This is a genomic window from Streptomyces viridifaciens (genome assembly GCF_001888885.2).
GTDB classification, from domain to species: domain Bacteria; phylum Actinomycetota; class Actinomycetes; order Streptomycetales; family Streptomycetaceae; genus Kitasatospora; species Kitasatospora aureofaciens.
This window is the reverse complement of record NZ_CP090841.1, coordinates 1135138-1156891: the sequence shown is the minus strand read 5'-3', so window position 1 is coordinate 1156891 and position 21754 is coordinate 1135138. Positions and strand designations below refer to the sequence as shown.

The following is a 21754-nucleotide window of genomic DNA, read 5'->3' as shown; positions in this document are numbered from 1 at the left end:
GGGCCTGAGGTGTTGCCGTGATGGGGTGGGTTGGCGAAGAATCGATCCCCAGCGGAAACATCGGCGGGACGGCGGAATTCTCCTGGCGGCCGTGGATCACGGATCGGCTCGGTCGCGACGAGGTGGGGCCATGCGACAGCGCGGAAATGTGTTGCGCCCTGGGGCGGTTGGGACTGGCGGGGCGGTTCTGGTGTTACTGCTCGGCGGGTGTGCGAGTGGTGGTGCGAGTGGTTCCGTCGATCGTCTCGGTTCGCCCGCGCCCACGGTTGCGGGAGTGGGTCCGTTAACTCCTTCGGGTGGTTCGGCAAACGCCACGATCGCGCCGACCGACGGCCCGGAGGGAGCCATGGGGCGGCTGGCCGTGAAGACCTATCAGGACTGGTGGCAGGCCCAGGCCGAGGCGTTCGGGCGTCCGGATTCGGACGGTTCGGCGCTGGCGCAGTACTCCTCCGGGCGCGCCCTGTCCGACACCCTGGTCGGGCTGCGCCAACTCCACGACGCCAAAGTGGTGATGACCGGAACACCGCGCAATTCCGCGCTGGTGAAGGCGATTGATCTGAAAGCCGATCCGCAGACCGCCGTGATCGAGGACTGCGTCGATCTCTCGGACTGGCACCGGGTCGACGCCGTCACCGGGGCGGCGAAGGATCCGGGCGGGCGCTTGAACCGGTACGTCGCGACCGCTTCCCTGCGCAGGTTCCAAGCACATTGGCTGATCTACGAGTTCACTCGGGAGGTGGACCGGACATGCTGAACGCGCGGAAACCGGCCGGACGATTCGCGGCCGTCGCATCCCTGTCGGCCGGCTTGTTGCTGACCTCGGCGGTGACCGCGACGGCGGACGAACCGCCGAGTGGCGGCGCCGAACAGTGTTTCCCCAACGTGATCTGCGCCCACGCCGGTTCCGGCGGAACGACCGCCACCCCGAATCCCGGCGGAAACGGCGGAGGATCGGACGGCGGCCCGGAGCTGTGCGGCTACCACGGCGTGCAGTGGGCGTGCTACGACCCTCAGTGGGGCTCCTTCGACAGCGGCGAGGGCTGCTACTACCGCGAACTGGACAAGCAGCCCCCGGCGGACGACTCGGCCTGGGGCACGAACAAGCCCTCGGACGGTTCGATCTACTCGAAGGTCTGTCCGCAGACCAACGGGGGCCAGGACGGCGCCCAGTTCGTCTTCGTGCCCACCGGGCAGCGGGCGAAGAGCGTGGCGGAGCTCAAGCAGGAGGCGAAGGACCGGGTCCACCTCCCGGCGCCGGTGGGCCGGGTCGCGCCGAGCGGCACGGCGGTGGTCAAGGCTCCGGTGTGGCTCTGGGCGGAGAACGCGACGCCGCCCAAGCCGGGGAACGCGACGTCCGGCGGCGTCAGCGTCACCGTCACGGCCCGACTGACCGGTGTCACCTGGGACTTCGGCGACGGCCACACCAAGGAGTGCGCGACGGCCGGGACGCCGTACGACCCCAAGTACGGCGGCACCGCGTCCCCCGACTGCGGCTACGAGTTCACGGTCGGCTCGGGCACCAAGCAGAACGGCGCCTTCACCGCCACCGTCTCCACCCACTGGGTGGCCGACGTGGTCGTGACGGGGCCGAAGCCGGAGAAGTACACGATCTCGATGCCCCCGCAGGACAGCGAACCCTTCACGGTCAAGGTCGCCGAGGTGCAGGTCCTCAACTGACGCCGCCACGGCGACGATTCGACCACTGACGATCCGAAGAGCGAACGAGGGAAGGGCGGAACCCGGTGGAGAACCGTACATTCGCGACGCCGGGATCCGGCACACCCGCCGGCGCCGCGGTCTCCGTGGCGCTGCCGGAGCAGCAGGAGCCGGGCGCTGGAGGCGGCGGCCGGGGCCGGGGACGGGCGGTGCCGCACGCGCCCGGCCGGACCATGCGGGCCCGGCGGCGGCGCCCCGCGGTGCTGGCGATGGCGGTCGCGCTGATCGCGGCCGGCGGGCTCGGCGGCGCCGCCCTCTACAACAGCACCGGCCAGCGGGTCGCGGTGCTGGCGCTGGCCCGGGATGTGCCCTGGGGGCAGGTGATCACCGACGACGACCTGGTGGTGGCCCGGATCGCGGGCGACCCGGCGCTGCACCCGGTCTCCGCCCAGGACCGCTCCAAGGCCGTCGGCATGCGGGCCGCCACCGACCTCAAGCGCGGTTCCATGCTGACCGGTTCGGACCTGGCGCAGGGCCAGACCGTGCAGCCGGGGCAGATCGTGGTCGGGGTGTCCGCCAAGCGCACCCAGCTGCCCGCGAGCCGGCTCCAGCCCGGGGTGCAGATCGTCGTGGTCAACACCCCCGACAACGGCAGGCCCGACTCGCTGGCCGCGACGGTCATCACGGTCGGCAGGGTGGACACCGACGGCAGCCAGGTGATCGACGTGGCCGTCGGCTCGGCGGACGGGCCCCGGCTGGCCCAGTGGGTGGCCGGCGGGCGGATCCAGGTGCTGCTGGCCCCGCGCGGGGCCGCCGCGGGCGGATCCGGTCCGGCCGGATCCGGGGCCCCGGCCTCCCCCTCGGCCGCGCCCTCCGCTGCCTCCACCGGCACGGCACCCTCCGGCGGCACGGCACCCTCCGGAGGGGCCGGCGCGCCGGCGGCCCCGGCCGGAACGGGTGGTGCCTGATGGCGGTGATCGCGGTGGTCGGCGGCCCGGGCGCGCCCGGCGCCACCACCACCGCCCTGGCCCTGCTGCTGGCCTGGCCGCTCCGGCCCGGCCGGCGGATCCTGCTGGTCGAGGCCGACCCGGACGGCGGCGCGGTGCTCGCCGGTGCCCTGGAAGGCCGGGTGGAGGCGGTGTACGGGCTGCGCAACCTGGCCGTCGCCGACCGGCGCGGGCTGCTCGCCCAGACCATCTGGGAGCAGCTGATCGACCTGTCGCCCGAGGGCAACGCCGAGCGGCTGCTGCTGCCCGGCCTCACCGACCCGGCCCAGGCACCCGGCCTCGCCTACACCTGGGAGCCGCTCGCCGAACTGCTGCACGGCATCGAGCAGCAGGGTTACGACGTCATCGTCGACCTCGGCCGCTCCGGCGCCACCGGGACGAGCGCGGTGCTGGCCCGCCGCGCGGACGTCGTGGCCGTGACGGTCCGCAGCACGTTGCGCGGGCTGAGCGCGGCCCGCCCCCGGCTCGCCGCGCTCGGCGAGGACCTGGCCGCGGCCGGGACCGGGGCGGACGCGCTCGGACTGCTGCTGGTCGCGGAGGGGCCCTACTCGGGGGCGGAGGTGTCGCGCGAGTTCGGCCTGCCGCTGCTCGGAGTGCTGCCGTACGCCACCCGCACGGCGCGGGTGCTCTCCGACGGCGGGGACACCACCGACCGGCGGTTCATCCGCTCGGAGCTGATGCGCACCGCGCGGTCGGCGGCGGACGAGGTCCAGCTGCTGGTCCGGCGCCGGCGGCAGCGGCTCGCGCCGAACGCGGCGCCTGCGGGTGCGCCCGCAGCCGCCGCTCAGCTCTCGGCACCGGGTGGACCGGGGCCTGCTGCAGCCGGGCCCGTGGCCGTGCCTGTGGCGCCGCCGTCCGTTCCGGTGCCGCAGGCGTCGTCGGCGCCCGGTCCGGCACCGTACGGGCAGCCCGCTTACGGGCCGACGGGCCAGGGGCAGGGCCAGCCCGGCTACGCCCAGCCCGGCTACGGACAGTTCGGCTACGCCGAACCCGCCCACGCGCATCCGGCCCACGGCCAAGGCGAGGCCGAGCCGCCCTCCTACGCCCCACCGGTGATCACCACCGGACCGGTCGCACCGCTCGCCGGGCTGGCGCCGCAGCCCGCAGCCCCGGCGCCGTTCCCGGCGCACGTCCAGGCGGCGGGACCGACCGAGGACGAAGGCCAGTACCGCCTGCAGCAACCGATGGTGACGAACGATCAGATCGAGGACCGGTACCCGTGCAACCCCGGGGAGGTGCTCCGTGCGCGGTAGCCCCCTGCACCAGCACCCGACGGCCGACCCGGCCGCCCTGCCCTGGGCCGCGCCCGTACCGGCCGCCGCCCAGCCGCAGCCGCAGGCGTACCGGCCCGGCCCGGTCGCGCCCCAGCCCGTAGCATCCGGCGGTGAGGCCGCCGGGCCCACCGCCGTGCCCTCCCAGCTGCCCTCGCTGGACGTGCGCGGCGCCGCCACCCGCCCGGCCGTCGACCCGCAGGTCGCCCGCGAGCTGAAGCGCCAGGTCGCGGCCGAACTGCACCAGCAGATCACCCGGTTGACCACCGCCTCCGGCTCAGAGCCGGACCGCGCCACCCGCCGCCAGCGCGGCCGGGCGTTGATCGAGGAGTCGGTCGCCCGCTGGTCCGACGCCTACGCGCAGACCCACGGCATCCCACCCACCCGGGAGCAGGACCGCGCCCTCGCCGAGGCCGTCTTCGACCTGCTGTTCCGGGCCGGCCGGCTCCAGCCCTACCTGGACGACCCGGAGATCGAGAACATCCTGATCAACGGCTGCGACGACGTCTGGGTCTCCAAGGTGCACCAACCCCTGCGCCAGGTGCCGCCGGTGGCCGACAGCGACGCCGAACTGGTCGAACTGCTCCAGGACCTGGCCCGGCAGCACGGCGGAGGCGAACGCAGCCTCTCCACCGCCAGTCCGACGCTGGCGCTGCGCCTGGAGGGCGGCATGCGCCTCCAGGCGCTCACCGAGGTGACGCCCCGCCCGTACGTGGCGATCCGCCGCCACCGGGTGGCCTCCGCGACGCTGCCCGAGATGGTCGAACTCGGCACTCTGGACACCACCTTGGCCGCCTTCCTGGCCGCCGCGATCCGGGCCAGGAAGAACGTGATGATCACCGGCACCCAGGGCGTCGGCAAGACCAGCCTGCTGCGCGCGATGGCCGCCGAGATCCCGCCGGACGAGCGGATCGGCACCCTGGAGTCGGAGTTCGAGCTGTGGCTGCACACCCTCGGGCACCTGCGCCAGGTCGTCCCGATGGAGGCCCGCGAAGGCAACGGGGAGCGCGTCGAGGGCCGTCTGGCCGGGGAGTTGAGCATCGGCGACCTCATCCCGGCCGCGCTGCGGATGACGCTCTCCCGGATCATCGTCGGCGAGGTCCGCTCCGGCGAGGTCGTCCCGATGCTGCGGGTCATGACCAACGGCGAGGGCGGCTCGATGTGCACCCTGCACGCGCGTGGTCCGCACATGGTGGTCGACCGGATCGCCGAACTCTGCCTGGAGTACGGCTCGCACATGACCGACGCGCTCGCCTACCGGCTCACCGCCAACGCCCTGGACCTCATCGTGCACGTCAGCATGGTCGACGAGACCGCCGTCGGCGGGCGCCGGCACCGCTTCGTCTCCCACGTCCTGGAGGTCACCGGCCTCGGCGAGAGCGGCCGGCCCGCGCTGAACACCGTCTTCGGCCCCCGGCCGGATCTCGGCGAGCCGCGCGCCGTCCCGCACACCCCGCCGCAGTGCCTGGACGACCTGCGCCGGGCCGGCTTCGACGCCTCCTTGCTCGGCTCCCGTTACGGGAGTTGGGCCACCCCGCTGCAACTGCGGATCGGCGGTGGCGCGCGGTGATGCTGCTCTTCGCCCTGTGCGGGCTGGTGGTCGCGGGCGGCCTGGTCGCCCTGGTGGCCTGGGCCCGCGGCAGCGAGCCCGACGACGGGGACGGGCCCGCCCGCCGGGAGAACCCGCTGGCCGGCCGCGCCCACGTCTTCTGGTACGGCGCCCCCGGCTCGGCCTCGCTGCGGATGGTGCGGCTGCGCCGGATCCAGCTGCCGCTGGCGCTCGTCGGCGGCCCACTGGCCTGGCTGTTCACCGGCATCCCGCTGACCGCGCTGCTGGTGCCGCTGGCCGTCTTCGGCCTGCCCTGGCTGTTCGACACCACCCGCCCGGACACCCACCGGATCGAGCGGCTGGAGGCGCTGTCCGAGTGGACCCAGCGGATCGCCGACGTGCTGCTGCTCGGCGTCGGCCTCAACCAGGCCATCGTCACCAGCCGCCGCACCGCCCCCGCCGCCCTGGAGGACGAGATCGGCGAGCTGGCCGCCCGGCTTCAGGCCCGCTGGCGGCCAGAGGAGGCGCTGCACGCCTTCGCCGACAGCCTGGCCGACGCCACCGCCGACAAGGTGCTCGCCGCCCTGGTGCTGCGGGCCGGGGACAGCGGCCCGGGCCTGGCCCGGACGCTGTCCGACATGGCCGACTCGGTGCGCGAGGAGGTCCGCCAGCGCCGTGCCATCGAGGCCGACCGGGCCAAGCACCGCACCACCATCCGCTGGCTGGTCGGCATCATCGTGCTGGTCGTCACGGTCGGCTCGTTCAACACCGAGTACACCCGCCCGTACGGGACCTTCCTCGGGCAGGTCGTGCTCGCCGTGGTCGCCGCCCTGTTCGTCGCGATCATCGCCTGGATGCGCGCCCTGGCCTCGCACCCGCCGGTGCCGCGGCTGCTCACCCCGGACCGCCGCAGCAAGGGCGGCCGCCGCGGACCCGTGCAGGAGCCGGTCGAGCAGCTCGGGGAGGTCCGGTGATCTCCCCCTGGCCCGTGCTGGCCGGCGCGGTCGCGGCCGGCGGCCTCGCCCTGCTGATCGCCGAACTGCGGCCCGCGCCGCCGGACCTCGGCCAGGCCCTGGACCGGCTGCACCGCGCCCCGGCCGACCGCGAGCAGGACCCGGACGAGCGGCCGCGCTGGTACGACCGGATCGGCGAGCGCTCTCTCACCCTGCGCGGGGTGACGATCCCGCGCCGCGAACTCGCCCTGATCGGCCGCACTCCCGCCCGGTTCATGGTGCACAAGCTGCTGTTCGCCGCGCTGGGCCTGGTGCTGCCCGCCTACCTGGGCGCGATGGCCGTGCTGGTGGACGTCGGCCTGCCCTTCGCCCTGCCGCTGGTCGTCGGGCCGTTGCTGGCCGGGCTGCTGTGGTTCGTCCCGGACGCCGTGGTGCGGGGCGAGGCCAAGGAGGCCCGCACCGAGTACCTGCACGGCATCGCCGCCTACCTGGAACTCGTCGCGCTGGAGCGGGCCGCGGACTGCGGCCCCGCCGAGGCGCTGCGCCGCGCCGCCTCGGTCGGGCAGGGCGCGGTGTTCCGGCGGATCCGCGACGCGCTGGAGCGCGCGGCCACCGACCGGCTCCCGCCCTGGGCCGGACTGGACGCACTGGCCGAGGAGTTGGGCCTCAGCCCGCTCCAGGACGTGGCCGACATCATGCGGCTGTCCGGCACCGACGGCGCCGCCGTGTACGACACCCTGCGGGCCCGCGCCAAGGGCCTGCGCGGCGAACTCCTCGCCGAGGACCTGGCCCGCGCGAACGCCGACAGCGAGCGGATGGTCGCGCCGGGCGCCGCCCTGACCCTGCTGATGACCGTCCTGATCGTCTTCCCGGCACTCCACCAGATGCTCAACTGACGTATGTCACCGAGCAGCTGACACCACACATCACCCCCCCGGAGATCCCGATGACCGTACGACTTGCCCAGCTGGCAGGACGGGTGCTGCGGCCCGTGCTGCTGCCCGTGCAGTTCGCCCTGCTGCTCTTCACGCTGCGGCTGGGCCGGCTGCGCGCCGCCCGGGCGCGCGGCGACCGCGGCGCCATCAGCATCGAACTCGCCCTCGCCATCATCGCGCTGGTGTTCGTCGCGGGTGCCGTCGCGACCGCGCTGTACCTGCTGAAGGACAAGGTGGTCACCAAGGTCGAGCAGGACCCGAACCTGCCCGGCGGTGGCGGCGCGGGCGGCGCCACCAAGTGACCGGCCGGCTTCGCCGCCGCGGCGACCGGGGATCGATGAGCATCAGTCTGGCCATCGTCTTCCCGGTCGTCCTGCTGCTCCTGCTGCTCGTCGTCCAGGCCGCGCTGATCTGGTACGACCGGCAGGTCGCGCTCACCGCCGCCCGCGAGGGCGTGGACGCCGGGCGGGTGCAGGCGAAAGCGACGGAGGCGGAGGCGGAGGAGGCCGCCCGGCGGCAGGCCCGGGACTTCCTGGACCGGCAGGGTGTGCACGCGTACCAGGTGGAGACCGGCGACAGCACGGCCGACACGATCAAGGTCACGGTGGAACTGACGCCACCGCTGCTGATCCCCGGGCTCACCGGGCCCAGCGTCCGCCAGTACGCGGAGGCGCCGCGCGAGCGCTTCGTCCCGCCGGCGGTGACGCCGTGATAGCGGGCGCGAGAGGGGCCGTCGACGGCCGGCGCCGACGGCTGCGCCGGCCGGACCGGCCCGACCGTTCGGACCGTTCGGACCGCGGCGGGATCGCGATCGAGGCGGCGATCGTCGTCCCGGGCGTCATCGGGCTGGTCCTGCTGGCGATCGCCGCCGGTCGGGTGCAGACCGCGGCCGGCACGGTGGAGGCCGCGGCCCGCGCCGGGGCCCGGACCGGCTCGCTGCAGCGCAGCGTCGCCGGGGTGGACAAGCCGGCCAGGGACTCCGCCCTCGCGACCCTGCACCAGCAGGGCGTCACCTGCCGCCACGAGGACGTCCGGGTCACCACGGACGAGTTGACGCTGGACGACGGCCCGGTGGTGACCGTCAAGGTCACCGTCGACTGCGACGTCGAACTCGCCGACCTGCTCGGCGGACCGTCGGGACTGCCCGTGACGAAGCACCTCAGCGCGGAGTTCATCTCCGTGATGGACCGCTACCGCGGCACATGACGGCGGCACCGGACGGCACCCGGCCCGTAACGGGCCCGGCCGGGGGATTGGGGACGGCCCGTGCGGGGGAGACGCAAGCGGAGAGCGCTCGGGGGATGACGCAACGGCACCGAGTGGCGCCCGGTGGGGAGCCGGTGGGGAGGCATCGTGCGGATCGGGGGGAGGGGATGCGAGTGCTGAGCCGACTGCGACGCCTCGGCCACCGTCCGGCCGGGCGCCGTTCCGATCGCGGCGCGGTCGCCCTCTTCGTGGCGATCTGCGCGGCCTACCTGGTGCTCGTCGTCGCGCTGGTGATCGACGCGGGCGGCCGACTGCGGGTCGCCGAACGCACCGACGCCTACGCCCAGGAGGCCGCACGGGTCGGCGGACAGCAGCTCGACCGGGCGGCCGTGCTGCAGGGGAAGGGCTTCAAGGTCCAGCAGGACTACGTCCGGCAGGCCGCCGCGACCTACCTGAACCTGTACGGCCTGCAGGTCGACGACGTCACGTTCTCCGGCGACGGCAAGGTCGTCACCGTCACCGTGCGGGCCGACTACCGGCCGGTCCTGCTGGGCGCCCTCGGGCAGCGGAAGGTTACGGGCAAGGGCAGTGCGACCCTCGTCCACGGAGTCAAGAATGCGGAGACCGACTGATGGCCGCGCCACGTGCCAAGGACCAGGCCCGTTCCGCCCAGGCCCGTACCGGTGGGCCGGGATCGGGGTCCGGGGGAACAGGGAAGGACGGGATGCGAACGGTGAGGGGGCACGCCCGGAGCGGTCGCCGCGCCGGGGGCGGCCGTGGCGGCGGGGGCGGCCGCGGCGGCGCACTGATCACCGCGCTCGCCGCGCTGGTCACCCTGCTCGCCCTGCTGTTCGGCGTTCCGGCGCTGCTGCTGTACGGCACCCAGGCGGTCGCCTCGATGGGCGAGGTCGCGTCCGGCGGGGTGGGGGAGGCGCTCACCGGTCCAGACGACGGGCGGCTTTTCCTCTGGCTGCTGGTGGTGGTCGGCTGGCTCGCCTGGGCGTGCTTCGCGCTCTCCGTCCTGCTGGAGGTACCGGCGCAGCTGCGCGGCCGGATCGCCCGTCGGATCCCGGCCTTCGGCTGGAGCCAGCGAATCGCGGCCGGGCTGGTCGGCTCGGTGCTCGCGCTGGTGCCGGTGGCCGGTTCGGCCTTCGCGGCGGTGCCCGAGGCGGCCCATGCCCCGTCTGCCCAGGCGCAGTTGACCCCGGGCGTGCAGCGCGCCGCGCTGCCCGCCGCCCGGCCGGCGGCGGCACCGACCCCGGCGGCGGACCAGCACCCCACGTACACCGTGCGGGACAGCCGCCCGGCGGACAGCCTCTGGTCCATCGCGGAGCGCCAACTGGGCTCCGGGGAGCGGTGGGAGGAGATCGCCAAGCTCAACAACGGCCGGGTGATGGACGATTCCGGCATCCGCTTCGACGCGGAGCGGCCGATCCAGCCCGGGTGGGAGCTGCTGATGCCAGCGGACGCCAAGCCGGACGAGGCGAAGGCGCCCGCGCCGACGCCCGATCCCGCCCAGGCCCAGGCCCAGGCGCAGACGCCGGCTCCGGCGCAGACGCCGCAGTCCGGGACGGAGCCGACCGCAGGCGGGCAGAAGACGGTGACCGTGCAGTCCGGGGACAGTCTGTCGGCCATCGCCCAGCGGGAGTTGGGGGACGCCGAGGCCTGGCCGAAGCTCTTCGAGGCGAACAAGGGCGTGCAGGCGCCGGGCGGGGAGCGGCTGACCGATCCGGACGTGCTGGAGCCGGGGATGGTGCTCACCGTGCCGGGCGCGGCCGCCCCGGCCGCGCAGACGCCCGCTCCCGCGCCCGGTTCCGAGCAGGCCCCGGCCACCCCGGCCCCGGCCGCCGAGACCCCGGCTGCCCAGACCCCGGCCACCCAGGCGGCCCCAACCACCCAGGCCCCGACCACCGCGCCGTCCCAGGCCGCGCCGGCGCCGGGGGCGCCCAGCCAGGGCGCCCCGAGCCAGGGTGCACCGCAGACGGCCCCGGCGCCGACCCGTGCGCCCGCCCACGCACCCGTGCCCGCCCCCGCCGCGCACGCCGACCCGGCGCCCAGCGACGACTACCGCATCGCCCTCGGCGCCTCCACCGTCGGCGTGCTGCTCGCCGCCATCATGGTCGGCACCGTCGCCTACAAGCGCGGCACCCAGCAGCGCGCCCGCCGCCCCCGGCACCGCATCGCGATGCCCGACGCCGAGGCCGCCGCCTTCGAGAACGAACTGATCGTCCGTCAGGACCAGGAAGGGCTGGAGCTGCTGGACCGTGCCCTGCGCACCCTGGCCCGCAACACCGTGCGCGGCGGCAAACGGCTGCCCGCGATCGTCGCGGCCCGGATCACTCCCGACCACACCATCGAGCTGCACCTGTCCGGCCCGGCCACCCCGATCGCCCCGTTCCGCGCCGCGCACGCCGCCAACGTCTGGTGGTGCAGCGACGAGTCCGGCGACCTGCTGAGCCCCGCACAGGCCCGCAAGACCGCCGCGCCCTACCCCGCGCTGGTCACCCTCGGCACCTCGCCGGACGGCTCGGTGGTCCTCGCCGACCTGGAGGCCGTCCGGCTGCTCCACCTGTCCGGGCACCCCGACGACGCCCGCGACGTGCTGCGCACCCTCGCCATCGAGCTCGCCCACAGCCCGCTGGCCGACCGGCTCCACCTGCACCTGGTGGACCTCGCCGAGGAGGTGCCGATCAGCGGACCGGCCGCCGAGCGGATCCACCGACACCCCACCCTGGAGGCCGCGCTGGCCGCCCTCGGCCCGCGCACGGCCAAGGCCCGCGCCACCCTGATCGCGGCCGAGGCCGCCAGCCCGCGCGAGGCCCGCAGCCGGGGCCGGGCGGACGAGTCCTGGGTGCCGGAGATCGTGCTCTGTGCCCAGCAGCCCGGCGGCGACGTGCCCGCCGAGCTCGGCCGGCTGCTGGACGCCCGCCCGCGCACCTGCGTCGCCGTCGTCACCCGCGCGCCCGAGCGCGGCGCCGGACCGGTGGCCCGTTGGACCCTGCCGACCACCGGCCAGGCCGCCATCCCCGGCCTGCACCTGACCGTCGAGCTCCAGCGGCTGGACGACCGCCAGTACGACCAGGTCGCCGAACTGCTCCGGGCCGCCGACGACACCACCCAGCACCCGGCGCCCGCCTGGACCCTGGACGGTCCCGGGCTCGACCCGGATCCGGACGAGGACACCGACACCACCGAACTGCCCGTCGCCGTACCGGTGCTGGCCGCGGTCGGTGCTCCGGGCGCGACGGCGGCGGAGGAGGCGGATGCGGCCGCCGGGCCCCGGCTGCTGACCCGGGTCATCGGGACCGGTGCCAGCCCGTTCGCGGGCACCGACCCGGTCGCGCCCGCGCCTGCTCCTGCCCCGCTGCCGGTTCCGGCTCCGCCGTCGGCCGGTCCGACACGGTTCGCGGTAAACGGGCAGGGGCGGCAGGCGGCCACCGGGCCGGAGCAGCCCGCCGACGAGGCCACCCGCGACCTGCGGCTGCCCGGCGGACCCGCCGAGGCGGCCGAGGCGGGTGCGGAGGACGCGGCCGGAACGGACGAGGAGGCGGCACCGGCGGACGCCCCGGCCACGGTGCTTCCGGTGCCGCCCGTCCAGCCTGTGCCATCCGTGCAGCCTGTGCAGCCCGTCCAGCCTGTGCAGCCCGTACGGCCCGTCGAGCCGGCGCCGACGCACCAGAGCGCGCCCGCGCCCACCGGCGCCGACCCGCGCGTCCCGGCCAGGCCCGAGCCCGGTACCGGCCCCTCCGGTCCGAGCGGCTCTTCCGGCTCCGAGACGGGGGCGACGGTCGAACCCGGCCCGGCCGCCGTGGCCCCGGTCGCCCGGACCGCCCCCGGCCGCAGCGACAGCGACGACCTGCTCGCGATCCTGCGCTCCCCGGAGGCGCACACCCCGCGCAACGCCCCCCGGATCCGGCTGCTCGGCCCGGTCGACGTGGCCGGTACCCCCGGTGCCGTCGAGCCCGGCGCGCTGCCCAGGCTCACCGAGCTCGCCGTCTACCTGGCGCTGCGCCCGGGCGCCGACCACCACGCGCTCGACCACGACCTGCACCCCGGTGCCGCCCACCTCGACCCGCACCCCACCGCGTCCGACGCCAAGAGCCCGCTCCCGGCCAAACTCGCCGACCTGGCGGCCTGGTTCGGCACCTCGCCCGACGGGCGCGCCTACCTGCCCACCGAGACCACCGACGGCTACGCCTTCACCCCGGCCGTCACCTGCGACTGGGACGAGTTCCGCAGCCTGTACCGGCGCGGCATGCGCAGCACCAGCGCGACCGCCGACGCCGCCCTCGCCCACGCCCTGGCGCTGGTGCGCGGAGCCCCGTTCGCCGAGGCCCCGCCCGCCTCGTACGGCTGGGCCGAGTCGGAGCGCCAGGACATGATCGCCGCGATCGTCGACACCGCTCACGAACTCGCCGCCCGCCGTCTCCAGTACGGCGACCACCGCAGTGCCGAGGCGGCCGTCTTCCGCGGCCTCGCCGTGGCCCCGGACGTCGAACTCCTGCACCGGGACCTGTTCTACGCCTACGCCTCGGCCGGCGCGCGCGACCAGCTCCTGCGTGCCGTCAACCGCCTCGACGCGTTGAGCCGCCGTACCGGCCGGGACCTGGACGCGGACACGGTCGCCCTGCTGCGGGACCTGCTCGCGGGCTCCTGAGCAGGCGGGCCGCCCGCCCGATCACTCCCGGTTCGCCGGGCGGTGGCCGGGCGGGCGCGCTCATTCCCCGGCTGAGGATCCGGGGAGCCCGGGGCAGACGCAGGCGCCGTCGCGCGAGGGCCGGGAGGCGGTGTGGACGTCCTGGACGGATCCTGTCGCCAGCCGGGCCACGGCCACCATGACCCGGTGGGAGTCGGACGGGGTCCGGGCCAGGACGTGGGCCTGCCCCTGCTCCTCCTCCGTCGCCCGGACGAGCGCGCTGAACTCGTACGCCCCGTTCACGATGCCGTACCCGTCCGCCCACAGTTCGAGCAACGTCCCGTCCTTCAGGGTCAGATGCCAGCGGGCCGGCGGTCCGGCGACGAACTCCATGGCGGTGGAGTGTAGTCAGACCGTGCGCAGCCAGGCGTCGAGGGCGGTGAAGTCGGCCTCGGTGAGGCCCACTCGGGGGTCGACGCGGTGGAGCAGCGCGGGGCCGGGGGAGTGGGCGTCGACCCAGCGGCGGTCGGCGGGGGAGATCTCGTCGTCCACCCAGGCGAACGCGCGGCCGGCCGCGCGGGCGACCAAGGTGCGGGTCTTCCAGTGCAGTTGGCCGTCGCCCTTCGTTCCGTCGACCACCGGCCAGTCCACGTAGGGCAGTTGCGGCAGGCCGAGGCGGGGCGAGAGGCAGTCGTTGGCGTCCGCCAGCCAGGTGGTGGCCCAGACCAGTTCGCAGGGCAGGCCCAGCAGTCGACGCCCGAGAGCCGGGTCGACCCGGGCCACCAGCGGATTGCCGGACGGCCCCGAGCCCGGGCCCGGATAGGTGGGGTAGCCGGCCGGGGGCGGAGCACCGAAGGGAATGAGCGGACCGTCGACGTCGAGGAACAGCAGGGGCGGGCCGGAACCGGTCATGACGGCACGATAGCGGCCGGTGCCGACGGCCTGGCACGCCGATCTCCCACCCGGCCTGGCTCGGGCGTGCCGGGATCTCGTAGGGTGGCGCGCACGGGTTGTGGTGGCAGGCACCACGAAGGCAAGGGCATCAGACGCCGTGGAAGCGGCGGGGCGGGGCGGTGACCAGAAGATGGCGGAGACGACAGCTGTTTCCGGAGGTCCCGAACCGGCAGCGGACTCGGGCCCCTGGGACGCCGTACCGCCGCTGTCCGCAGGCCGGCCCGCCGAGGAGCACCCGCCCGGGCCCGCCGCGCTGTACGAGCCGCCGCCCGCGCCTCCGGCGCCCCCGGTGGCGCCCCCTGCCCCTGCCCCTGCGCCGGCCCCGACCCCCGCCGCTTCGGTGCCGACGGCTCCGCCACCGCCCGCGCCACCGGCCGCGTCCACCGGATGGACCCTCACCGGCCTGCCCGCCGCGGGTGCTCCGTCCCCGGCGGCCGCTGCCGCGGCTCAGGCCCCGGGCCCCGGCGGGCTGGGCGCGGCGCCGCGCGGCCGGATCCTGGTGATCGAGGGCGGCTACGGCAACTCCGGCCGCCGCACCTGGGGCCGGGGCGGTCCCGCCCAGGCGCCGGTGCTGTCGGCGATGCTGGCCGCCGTCTCGCCGCAGGTGCTGCTCGCCGCGGACGCGGTGGACGCCGTCCACCTGCCGGGCGCCAGCGACCCGCACACCGTCCTCGCCCACCTGCGCGCGGCCTCCCGGCACCCCGGACCGCTGCTGGTCCACCTGGGCGGACACGTCGTCGCCGACAAGCGCGGCGGCCAGCTGCAGCTCACCCTGCGCGACGCCAAGCAGGACGGCCTGCCCTGGCAGGCCATCGCCGCGGAGCTGAGCCACCGTCCGGCCGAGTGGCAGACGCTGGTCATCGCCGACCTGAGCGCCGACCAGAACGCCTGGCCGTACCTCCAGGGCACCGTGTCGCCGCTCAGCGAGGGCATCCCGCTGTGGGCCGTCGTCAGCCCGGACCCGGAGCAGATCGGCACCTTCACCCGCGCCCTGATCGAGGCGCTGCACGGCGGCCGCCCGGGCGCGGGCGACGTGCTCGCCCCCGAACAGCTGCGCCAGCAGGTGTACTCGGTGCTGCGGCCGGACGTCGTCATCCTGGCCACCCACACCCCGGACCGGCCGGTCTTCCGCAACACCGCTCGCCGGGGCGAGGCCCAGCCGGCGGACGTCGTGCTCCCGGTGACGGACGCGCTGCCCCTCCGGGACGCGGCGTCGGCCGGCCCGGCTCCCTCCGCGGCCCCGCCGCTGCCGTGGCAGGCGGAGCCGCGGGAAGCCGTGGTCGCGCGGGACTCGGCGGGTGCGAGTGCGGGTGCGATTGGGGCTGCGGTGCCGGTGCCGGTGCCGGTCACGCCGGCCGGTGGCCCGGTGAACCTGATCAAGCCCGGCGTGCCGCCCACACCGCCCCGACCGGCTCGCCCGGTCAGCCTGCTGAAGGCGGGCGAGGAGTCGGCGGAGGCGCCGTCGAGCGTGAGTCTGCGCAAGGCCGTTCCGGCCGGTGCGGGGATGGAGCCGGCCGACGCCGTGCCCTCGGTGGGCGTCACGCTGCGCAAGGCCCGGCCGGAGGCCCCGGAGGCCGGTACGGTTCCGTCGTCGCAGGCTGCCGAGGACGAAAGCGTGCCCGCGGTCGTCGAGGATGTCGTCGTCGAGGAGCCCGTCGGCGTCACCGAGCAGGCGGCCGACGGGGTCGTGGAGGAGGTGGAGGACGCGGTCGCGGAGGAGGCCCACGACGCCGTCCCGGCCGACCTCCAGCCGACCGCCGAGCTGGCGCAGGACCAGGCGCCCGCCGATGCGGTGCCGTCCGACGTAGTGCCGTCCGACGTAGTGCCGACCGATGCGGTGTCGTCCGATGCGGTGTCGCCCGACGGACCGTCCGCACCGGCCGATGCCCCGACGGCTCCTGTCGCCCCGCAGGCCGACTCCCCGGACCCCCACGCGCCGCGCGCGGACTACCGTGAGGTCATCGGACGGATCGTCCGCAGTGCCGACGCCGGGGACCACGCCGCCGCCACCGATCTCGCCTTCGCCCTCGAACTGGAGGCGATCGCCGAGCACGGCGCCGTCTCCGAGACGGTGCTCCAGGTGCGCCAGGTACGGGCCCACGTGTGCCGACTCGCGGGCCGACCGGTCGACGCCGCCGAGATCTACCGCGAGGTGGCGATGACGCTGCTCCGCTCGCAGGGCGCGGACCACCCGGAGACCCAGCGTGCGGCCACCAATGCCGAGGCCTGCTGGCGCGCGATCACCGACCGGGCCGAGGCCATCCGCATCGCTCCGGAGATCATCGAGCTGCGTGCCTTCCTCCCGGGCCCCGACAACCGCAAGCTCCGGGCCGCCGAGCGCTACCTGACCCAACTGGCCGCCTCCCCGGCCCCCGTCCCGGCGACCGGCCAGGCCTGACAGCCGGTCGGTCCCGGGCCTCGGGCACCGGGCAAGGGCCGAACAGATGACAGCAAACAGAAAACAGCGAACGGATAACAGATGATGAAATCTGTTATCCGTTCGCTGTCACTTGTCAGTTGTCAGCCGCCAGCGGTCCCTTGTCGGACACCGACCGCCGCACGCCGACCACCCGCGACTGCTTACTGCTCGTCACCCTGGCTGTTGTCGTTGCCCAGCACGTCACCCGCGATCGCGTGGACGAACTTGGTGCCGTCGATGGTGCCGAGGCCGCTCGCGAGGTCGTAGCCCTGGGTGGCGTTGTTGCCGGTGACGCCGCCCCAGCTGTTGTCGCCCTCCTTGACGTCCACGATGCCGCTCCAGTTGCTCGGGAGCAGGCTCAGGCCGTACAGGCTCGGGTTGAGCTGGCCGAGGCGGTGGCCGGCGAGCTGGTCGGCGAGGGCGACGATGCCCGAGAACAGCGGGGTGGCCTCGCTGGTGCCGCCGGTGAGGTGCCAGCCGACCGCGGTCGGGTCGTAGGACTCGTAGGTCCAGGCGGCGCCGTCGACGGCCGCGCTCATGCTGATGTCGGGGGTGCCGCGGTGGTTGCCGGTGACGTCCGCGACGCCGGCCTGGTACCACGGGCGGGAGAAGATGCCCGACACGCCGCCGCCGCCGGCGCCGGACTTGTCGTGCCAGACCTTGTCGGGCGCGGTGCGGTTGCCCTTGTCGTCCAGGGTCAGCTGGGTGCCGCCGATGGAGGTGACCAGCGGGTCCGAGGACGGCCAGGAGTTGACCTTGAACGGGTACAGGTCGGTGCCGTTGGACTGCGAGTCGGTCGCGCCGTTGTCGCCGGAGGCGGCGAGGACGGTGACGTTGCGGTCGGCGGCGGCCTTGAAGGCGTAGCGCAGGTCGGTCAGCGACTTGAAGTCGCCCTTGTCGTAGCCCGGGAAGGTGTTCTCGGTGGCGCCGAAGCTCTGCGAGATGACGTCGCCGACGCCCTTCTTGATGAGGTCCTTCTCGGCGTCCATCATCTCGGGCAGGCCGGTGGTGCCCTCGGTCTCGGCGACGCCGGTCTCGACCAGGACGATGTGGGCGTCGGGGGCGATCGCGTGGGCGTACTCGACGTCCAGGGTGGTCTCGCCGGCCCAGCCGGTGTGGTCGGGGTTCTTCGGGTCGAAGGCGGGAACGTTGCCCCACTTCCGGACCTCGACCTGGGTGTCCTTGAGACCCCACTGCTTGTCGAAGACCTCCAGGTCGTGCTGGATGGTCGGCGAGCCGAAGGAGTCGACGATGACGATCGTGCGGCCCTTGCCGGTGATGCCCTCCTTGTACAGCGGCGCCAGGTTGTAGGCGGCCTGGTACTGGACGGGCGAGTAGCAGTGGATGCCGATCTGGCTGACGCACTGGGTGGTGGTCAGCGGCGCCGGGCGGGTCGTGGCGAGGTGGTGGCCGAAGGAGGCCGGGCGGACGTGCACGCCGGAGAGGTCGTGCGCGGGGGCGGCGGTCGCGGCGCCGACGGCCGGAACGGCGATGGTGCCGGCGGTGAGGGCGGTGGCCCCCACGGCGAGCAGAGCCAGGGCGCGGCGGAGGGTGGCGGGGCTGCCCATGGGACTCCTTGGGACGCAGAGGGCCCGACCAGGTCCGGTCGGGTCGGTTTGGACATCCCATCGAGCGCCGCATGATCATGCCATAGTCATTTGGTGGGGTCGTCCGACCGGGTAGATGGTCATGATCGGCCACGCGAAATGGTAAAGGCCGTCCCAGGAAAAAGTAACCACGCACCTGGGACGGCCATGTGATGACGCGTCAGTAACATTCAATGAATATTAACCGTATCTACCCAGCGCTCACCCATTTCAATCCGGAGCCACCGGAGTCGTCGGAATCGCGCCGGCTGCCGGGACCAGCCGGCTGCCGGGACTACCGGGCCCCGCCGTTGACGTACAGCGTCTGCCCGCTCACGTACGAGGCCTCCTCGCTGGCCAGGAAGGCCACCACCGAGGCGATCTCCTCCGGCTGCCCGACCCGGCGCAGCGGAGTGCGGGCGGCCACCTCGGCCTGGTGGTCCTCGGCGGTGGCGCCGACCCGCTCGGCGGTGGCCGCCGTCATCGCGGTGGCGATGTAGCCGGGGGCGACGGCGTTGACGTTGATGTTGAACGGACCGAGCTCGATCGCCAGGGTCGCGGTGAGTCCCTGGATGCCGGCCTTGGCAGCCGCGTAGTTGGCCTGGCCCCGGTTGCCGAGCGCGGAGCGCGAGCTGAGCGAGACGATCTTCCCGTACTTCTGGGCCACCATGTACTTCTGCGCCACGTGGCTGCAGTTGTACGCGCTGGTCAGGTTGACGGTCAGGACGGTGTCCCAGTCGGCCTTGGGCATCTTGAAGAACAGGTTGTCCCGGGTGATCCCGGCGTTGTTCACCAGGATGTGCAGCCCGCCGAGCTCCTCCACCACCCGCGCGAACACCGCGTCCACGGCCTCGTAGTCGGCCACGTCGCAGCCGTAGGCCTTGGCGGTGCCGCCCTTGGCTGTGATCTCGGCGACCGTCCCGGCCGCCCGCTCGGCGGTCAGGTCGACCACGGCGACCGTCGCGCCCTCCTCCGCCAGCCGGCGGGCGGTGGCCGCGCCGATCCCCTGCGCCGCGCCGGTCACCACGGCGACCTTCCCTGCGAAACGCGCCATCTCAGTTCCTCCGCTCACTCGAAAATCCGTCAGACGTTCTCGACCAGCACGGCCGTACCCTGCCCCACGCCCACGCACATCGTGGCCAGGCCGCGCCGGGCGCCGGTGCGGCGCATCCGGTGCAGCAGGGTGGTGAGGATGCGGGCGCCCGAGCCGCCCAGCGGGTGGCCGAGGGCGATCGCCCCGCCGCTCGGGTTGACCACCTCGTCGGCCCGCTCCGGGCTGAACCCGATGCCGTCGGCGGAGGCCAGCGCCTGGGCGGCGAAGGCCTCGTTCAGCTCGGCGGTGTCCAGGTCGGCGAGGCTCCACCCGGCCCGGCCGAGCACCTTGGCCGTGGCCGGCACCGGCCCGATGCCCATGACGTCCGGGTGCACTCCGGCCGAGGCCCCGGCCACGTACCGGCCGAGCGGCTGCAGCCCGAGGTCGCGCAGCGCCTCCTCGCTGACCAGGACCAGTCCGGCCGCGCCGTCGTTCATCGGCGAGGCGTTCCCGGCGGTGACGGTGCCGCCCTGGCGGAAGGCCGGCTTGAGCCTGGCGAGCTTCTCCAGGCTGGTGTCCTCGCGGACGCCCTCGTCCTGGGTCACCGTCACCCCGTCCGGCCGCTCGACCGGGATCAGCTCGGCGTCGAAGTGCCCGTCCTTGCGGGCGGCCGCGGCCCGCTGGTGGCTGCGCAGCGCGAAGGCGTCCTGGCGCTCGCGCCCGATGCCGTACCGGCCGGCCACCTCCTCGGCGGTCTCGCCCATGCTGAGCACGCCGTGCAGTTCGGCCATCCGCGGGTTGGTGAGCCGCCAGCCGAGCCGGGTGTCGTGGGTCTCGATCCGGTGCGGGAGCGCCTCGTCGGGGCGGGGCAGGACGAACGGCGCGCGGGTCATCGACTCGCAGCCGCCGGCCAGCACCACCTCGGCCTCGCCGGAGCCGATGGCCCGGGCGGCGAGCGTGACGGCCTCCAGGCCTGAGGCGCAGAGCCGGTTGACGGTGGCTCCGGGGACGGTCTCCGGCAGCCCGGCCAGCAGGACGGCCATCCGGGCGGCGTTGCGGTTGTCCTCGCCGGCCTGGTTGGCGGCGCCCCAGTAGACGTCGTCGATGCGGGCCGGGTCGAGGGCGGGTACGTCGGCGAGCAGGGCGCGCAGCACGGTGGCCGAGAGGTCGTCCGGGCGGACCGTGGCGAGCGCTCCGCGCAGCCGGCCGATGGGTGTGCGGCGGGCTGCGGCGAAGTAGACGGGACGCACGTCGTGCTCCTTGTCGAGAGGGGTGGGATGCGCTTGCGGATCTCAGAAGGCGTTGACGCCGGTCAGGGCACGCCCGATGAGCAGTTGGTGGATCTGGCTGGTGCCCTCGTAGAGGGTCATCACCCGGGCGTCGCGCAGGTACTTGCCGACGGGGTACTCGTCGATGAAGCCGTAGCCGCCGAAGACCTGGAGCGCGTTGTTGGCGGCCCGGACGGCGGCCTCGCTCGCGTAGAGCTTGGCGACGGAGGACTCGGTGGCGAACGGCAGGCCGCGTTCGATGTGGTCGGCGACCTTCCAGGTGAGCAGCCGGGCGGCCTCGACGTCCACCGCGATGCCGGCCAGCAGTTCCTGGACGAGCTGGTGCGAGGCGATCGGCTTGCCGAACTGCTCGCGTTCGCCCGCGTACCGGACGGCGGCCTCCAGGCAGGCGCGGGCGATGCCGACGCAGCCGGCCGCGACCGACATCCGCCCCTTGGCCAGGGCCGCCATCGCCACCGTGAAGCCCTTGCCGACCTCGCCGAGCCGGGCGCTGTCGGGCACCCGGACGTCGTTCAGGGCGAGTTCGGCGGTGGCCTGGCCGCGCAGGCCGAGCTTGCCGTGGACCTCGGTGCGGCCGAAGCCGGGCAGGTCGGTGGGGACCAGGAAGGCGGTGATGCCCCGGTGGCCCCGCTGCTCTGGGTCGCTGCCGCCGGTGCGGGCGAAGACCAGGGCGACATCGGCCCAGGTGCCGTTGGTGATGAACATCTTGGCGCCGCTGATCAGCCAGTCGTCGCCGTCCCGGACGGCCCGGGTGGTGAGGTTGGCGGCGTCCGAGCCGGTGCCAGGCTCGGTGAGCGCGAAGCAGGCGAGCGCCTCGCCCGAGGTGAGCCGGGGCAGCCAGTGGCGCTTCTGCTCCTCGGTGCCGAAGCCGTTGATCGACTTGCCGACCAGGCCGAGCGAGACCGAGACGATCCCGCGCACGGCCGAGTCGCCGCGCCCGAGCTCCTCCAGCACCAGGCAGTACGACAGGTGGTCACCGCCGCTGCCGCCGTACTCCTCGGGGATGGTCAGGCCGAGGAACCCGACCTTCCCGAGCTTGCCGATGATCGCGCGGTCCACCGACTCGGCGCGGTCCCACTCGGCGGCGTACGGCACGACCTCGCGGTCGGTGAAGGCGGCGGCGAGGTCCCGGACGGCGCTCTGCTCCTCGGACAACTCCAGGTTCACGGCGGTGGCCACCTCGTTAAACTAGCGCTGTAAGTTTTACGAGGGGACTGTAGCTCCGACCCGCCGCGCTGGGAAGGGGCACCTGCCAGAATC

Annotated in this window: 19 protein-coding genes; 13 read left to right on the top strand and 6 right to left on the bottom strand. The window is 74.6% G+C overall.

All coding sequences use genetic code 11. The features are described 5' to 3' along the window. Positions 1–346 precede the first annotated feature (346 nt). From BOQ63_RS12630 to BOQ63_RS12575, 12 genes are all read left to right on the top strand, one after another. The gene (locus BOQ63_RS12630) at positions 347–754 is read left to right on the top strand and encodes a hypothetical protein (protein WP_030551423.1); all 408 of its coding nucleotides are present in this window, start codon (positions 347–349) and stop codon (positions 752–754) included. Then, positions 748–1677, top strand: a complete 930-nt coding sequence (locus tag BOQ63_RS12625) for a hypothetical protein (RefSeq protein ID WP_072654261.1) — start codon at positions 748–750, stop codon at positions 1675–1677. Before BOQ63_RS12630 ends, BOQ63_RS12625 begins: the two co-directional genes overlap by 7 nt. Before the next feature lie 65 nt (positions 1678–1742). Next, positions 1743–2624, top strand: coding sequence for an SAF domain-containing protein (locus BOQ63_RS12620; RefSeq protein ID WP_150475850.1), 882 nt, complete (start codon positions 1743–1745; stop codon positions 2622–2624). Further along, positions 2624–3916, top strand: a complete 1293-nt coding sequence (locus tag BOQ63_RS12615) for a CpaE-like family protein (RefSeq protein ID WP_191093557.1) — start codon at positions 2624–2626, stop codon at positions 3914–3916. Before BOQ63_RS12620 ends, BOQ63_RS12615 begins: the two co-directional genes overlap by 1 nt. Further along, positions 3906–5504, top strand: a complete 1599-nt coding sequence (locus BOQ63_RS12610) for a TadA family conjugal transfer-associated ATPase (protein ID WP_030551427.1) — start codon at positions 3906–3908, stop codon at positions 5502–5504. The genes BOQ63_RS12615 and BOQ63_RS12610 overlap by 11 nt, the downstream gene beginning before the upstream one ends. Next, complete coding sequence (locus BOQ63_RS12605) at positions 5504–6457, top strand: type II secretion system F family protein (RefSeq protein ID WP_150475848.1); 954 nt, start codon at positions 5504–5506, stop codon at positions 6455–6457. Before BOQ63_RS12610 ends, BOQ63_RS12605 begins: the two co-directional genes overlap by 1 nt. Then, on the top strand, positions 6454–7332 hold the full coding sequence (locus BOQ63_RS12600) for a type II secretion system F family protein (protein ID WP_051746710.1): 879 nt from the start codon (positions 6454–6456) through the stop codon (positions 7330–7332). The genes BOQ63_RS12605 and BOQ63_RS12600 overlap by 4 nt, the downstream gene beginning before the upstream one ends. Positions 7333–7382: 50 nt before the next feature. Continuing rightward, a complete protein-coding gene (locus BOQ63_RS12595) occupies positions 7383–7673 on the top strand; it encodes a hypothetical protein (RefSeq protein WP_050366440.1) in 291 nt (96 codons plus the stop codon). Positions 7674–7708: 35 nt separating this feature from the next. Further along, positions 7709–8083 (top strand): TadE/TadG family type IV pilus assembly protein, encoded by a 375-nt coding sequence (locus tag BOQ63_RS12590; protein ID WP_046386603.1) that lies wholly within the window; start codon positions 7709–7711, stop codon positions 8081–8083. Then, the gene (locus BOQ63_RS12585; RefSeq protein WP_050366439.1) at positions 8080–8577 is read left to right on the top strand and encodes a TadE/TadG family type IV pilus assembly protein; all 498 of its coding nucleotides are present in this window, start codon (positions 8080–8082) and stop codon (positions 8575–8577) included. The genes BOQ63_RS12590 and BOQ63_RS12585 overlap by 4 nt, the downstream gene beginning before the upstream one ends. A gap of 167 nt (positions 8578–8744) precedes the next feature. Further along, the gene (locus tag BOQ63_RS12580) at positions 8745–9209 is read left to right on the top strand and encodes a TadE/TadG family type IV pilus assembly protein (protein ID WP_046387514.1); all 465 of its coding nucleotides are present in this window, start codon (positions 8745–8747) and stop codon (positions 9207–9209) included. Between the two features lie 92 nt (positions 9210–9301). Beyond that, positions 9302–13234 (top strand): LysM peptidoglycan-binding domain-containing protein, encoded by a 3933-nt coding sequence (locus BOQ63_RS12575; RefSeq protein ID WP_150475846.1) that lies wholly within the window; start codon positions 9302–9304, stop codon positions 13232–13234. A 60-nt stretch (positions 13235–13294) separates the two neighbouring features. Here the strand turns inward: BOQ63_RS12575 and BOQ63_RS12570 are convergent, their stop codons facing one another. Together BOQ63_RS12570 and BOQ63_RS12565 are read right to left on the bottom strand one after the other, a co-directional pair. Further along, the gene (locus BOQ63_RS12570) at positions 13295–13606 is read right to left on the bottom strand and encodes a hypothetical protein (RefSeq protein WP_051746713.1); all 312 of its coding nucleotides are present in this window, start codon (positions 13604–13606) and stop codon (positions 13295–13297) included. A 15-nt stretch (positions 13607–13621) separates the two neighbouring features. Then, the gene (locus BOQ63_RS12565) at positions 13622–14125 is read right to left on the bottom strand and encodes an HAD domain-containing protein (protein ID WP_030551435.1); all 504 of its coding nucleotides are present in this window, start codon (positions 14123–14125) and stop codon (positions 13622–13624) included. 382 nt (positions 14126–14507) lie between these two features. Here BOQ63_RS12565 and BOQ63_RS12560 point away from each other — a divergent pair, with 382 nt between their 5' ends. Continuing rightward, positions 14508–16565, top strand: coding sequence for a hypothetical protein (locus BOQ63_RS12560; RefSeq protein WP_150475845.1), 2058 nt, complete (start codon positions 14508–14510; stop codon positions 16563–16565). A gap of 182 nt (positions 16566–16747) precedes the next feature. On the opposite strand, the gene BOQ63_RS12555 is transcribed toward BOQ63_RS12560, so the two are convergent. The 4 genes from BOQ63_RS12555 to BOQ63_RS12540 all read right to left on the bottom strand — a co-directional run bounded on the left by BOQ63_RS12555 (position 16748) and on the right by BOQ63_RS12540 (position 21661). Next, on the bottom strand, positions 16748–18154 hold the full coding sequence (locus tag BOQ63_RS12555; RefSeq protein ID WP_046386510.1) for a S53 family peptidase: 1407 nt from the start codon (positions 18152–18154) through the stop codon (positions 16748–16750). 313 nt (positions 18155–18467) lie between these two features. Then, positions 18468–19226 carry a 3-oxoacyl-ACP reductase FabG gene (gene fabG / locus BOQ63_RS12550; protein ID WP_030281144.1) on the bottom strand — a complete coding sequence of 253 codons (759 nt, stop codon included), beginning with the start codon at positions 19224–19226 and terminating at the stop codon, positions 18468–18470. 29 nt (positions 19227–19255) lie between these two features. Further along, positions 19256–20455: a thiolase family protein gene (locus BOQ63_RS12545; protein ID WP_030281146.1), complete on the bottom strand. Its 1200-nt coding sequence runs from the start codon at positions 20453–20455 to the stop codon at positions 19256–19258. 42 nt (positions 20456–20497) lie between these two features. Further along, entirely contained in the window at positions 20498–21661 is a 1164-nt protein-coding gene (locus BOQ63_RS12540; protein WP_030281149.1) for an acyl-CoA dehydrogenase family protein, read from the bottom strand. Between the last annotated feature and the right edge of the window lie 93 nt (positions 21662–21754).

Bases quoted from the DNA above. Each gene is read 5' to 3' on its own strand.
- BOQ63_RS12630 (WP_030551423.1), top strand. From the start codon at position 347: ATGGGGCGGCTGGCCGTGAAGACCTATCAGGACTGGTGGCAGGCCCAG.
- BOQ63_RS12625 (WP_072654261.1), top strand. From the start codon at position 748: ATGCTGAACGCGCGGAAACCGGCCGGACGATTCGCGGCCGTCGCATCC.
- BOQ63_RS12615 (WP_191093557.1), top strand. From the start codon at position 2,624: ATGGCGGTGATCGCGGTGGTCGGCGGCCCGGGCGCGCCCGGCGCCACC.
- BOQ63_RS12605 (WP_150475848.1), top strand. From the start codon at position 5,504: ATGCTGCTCTTCGCCCTGTGCGGGCTGGTGGTCGCGGGCGGCCTGGTC.
- BOQ63_RS12595 (WP_050366440.1), top strand. From the start codon at position 7,383: ATGACCGTACGACTTGCCCAGCTGGCAGGACGGGTGCTGCGGCCCGTG.
- BOQ63_RS12590 (WP_046386603.1), top strand. From the start codon at position 7,709: ATGAGCATCAGTCTGGCCATCGTCTTCCCGGTCGTCCTGCTGCTCCTG.
- BOQ63_RS12580 (WP_046387514.1), top strand. From the start codon at position 8,745: ATGCGAGTGCTGAGCCGACTGCGACGCCTCGGCCACCGTCCGGCCGGG.
- BOQ63_RS12575 (WP_150475846.1), top strand. From the start codon at position 9,302: ATGCGAACGGTGAGGGGGCACGCCCGGAGCGGTCGCCGCGCCGGGGGC.
- BOQ63_RS12570 (WP_051746713.1), bottom strand. From the start codon at position 13,606: ATGGAGTTCGTCGCCGGACCGCCGGCCCGCTGGCATCTGACCCTGAAG.
- BOQ63_RS12565 (WP_030551435.1), bottom strand. From the start codon at position 14,125: ATGACCGGTTCCGGCCCGCCCCTGCTGTTCCTCGACGTCGACGGTCCG.
- BOQ63_RS12555 (WP_046386510.1), bottom strand. From the start codon at position 18,154: ATGGGCAGCCCCGCCACCCTCCGCCGCGCCCTGGCTCTGCTCGCCGTG.
- fabG (WP_030281144.1), bottom strand. From the start codon at position 19,226: ATGGCGCGTTTCGCAGGGAAGGTCGCCGTGGTGACCGGCGCGGCGCAG.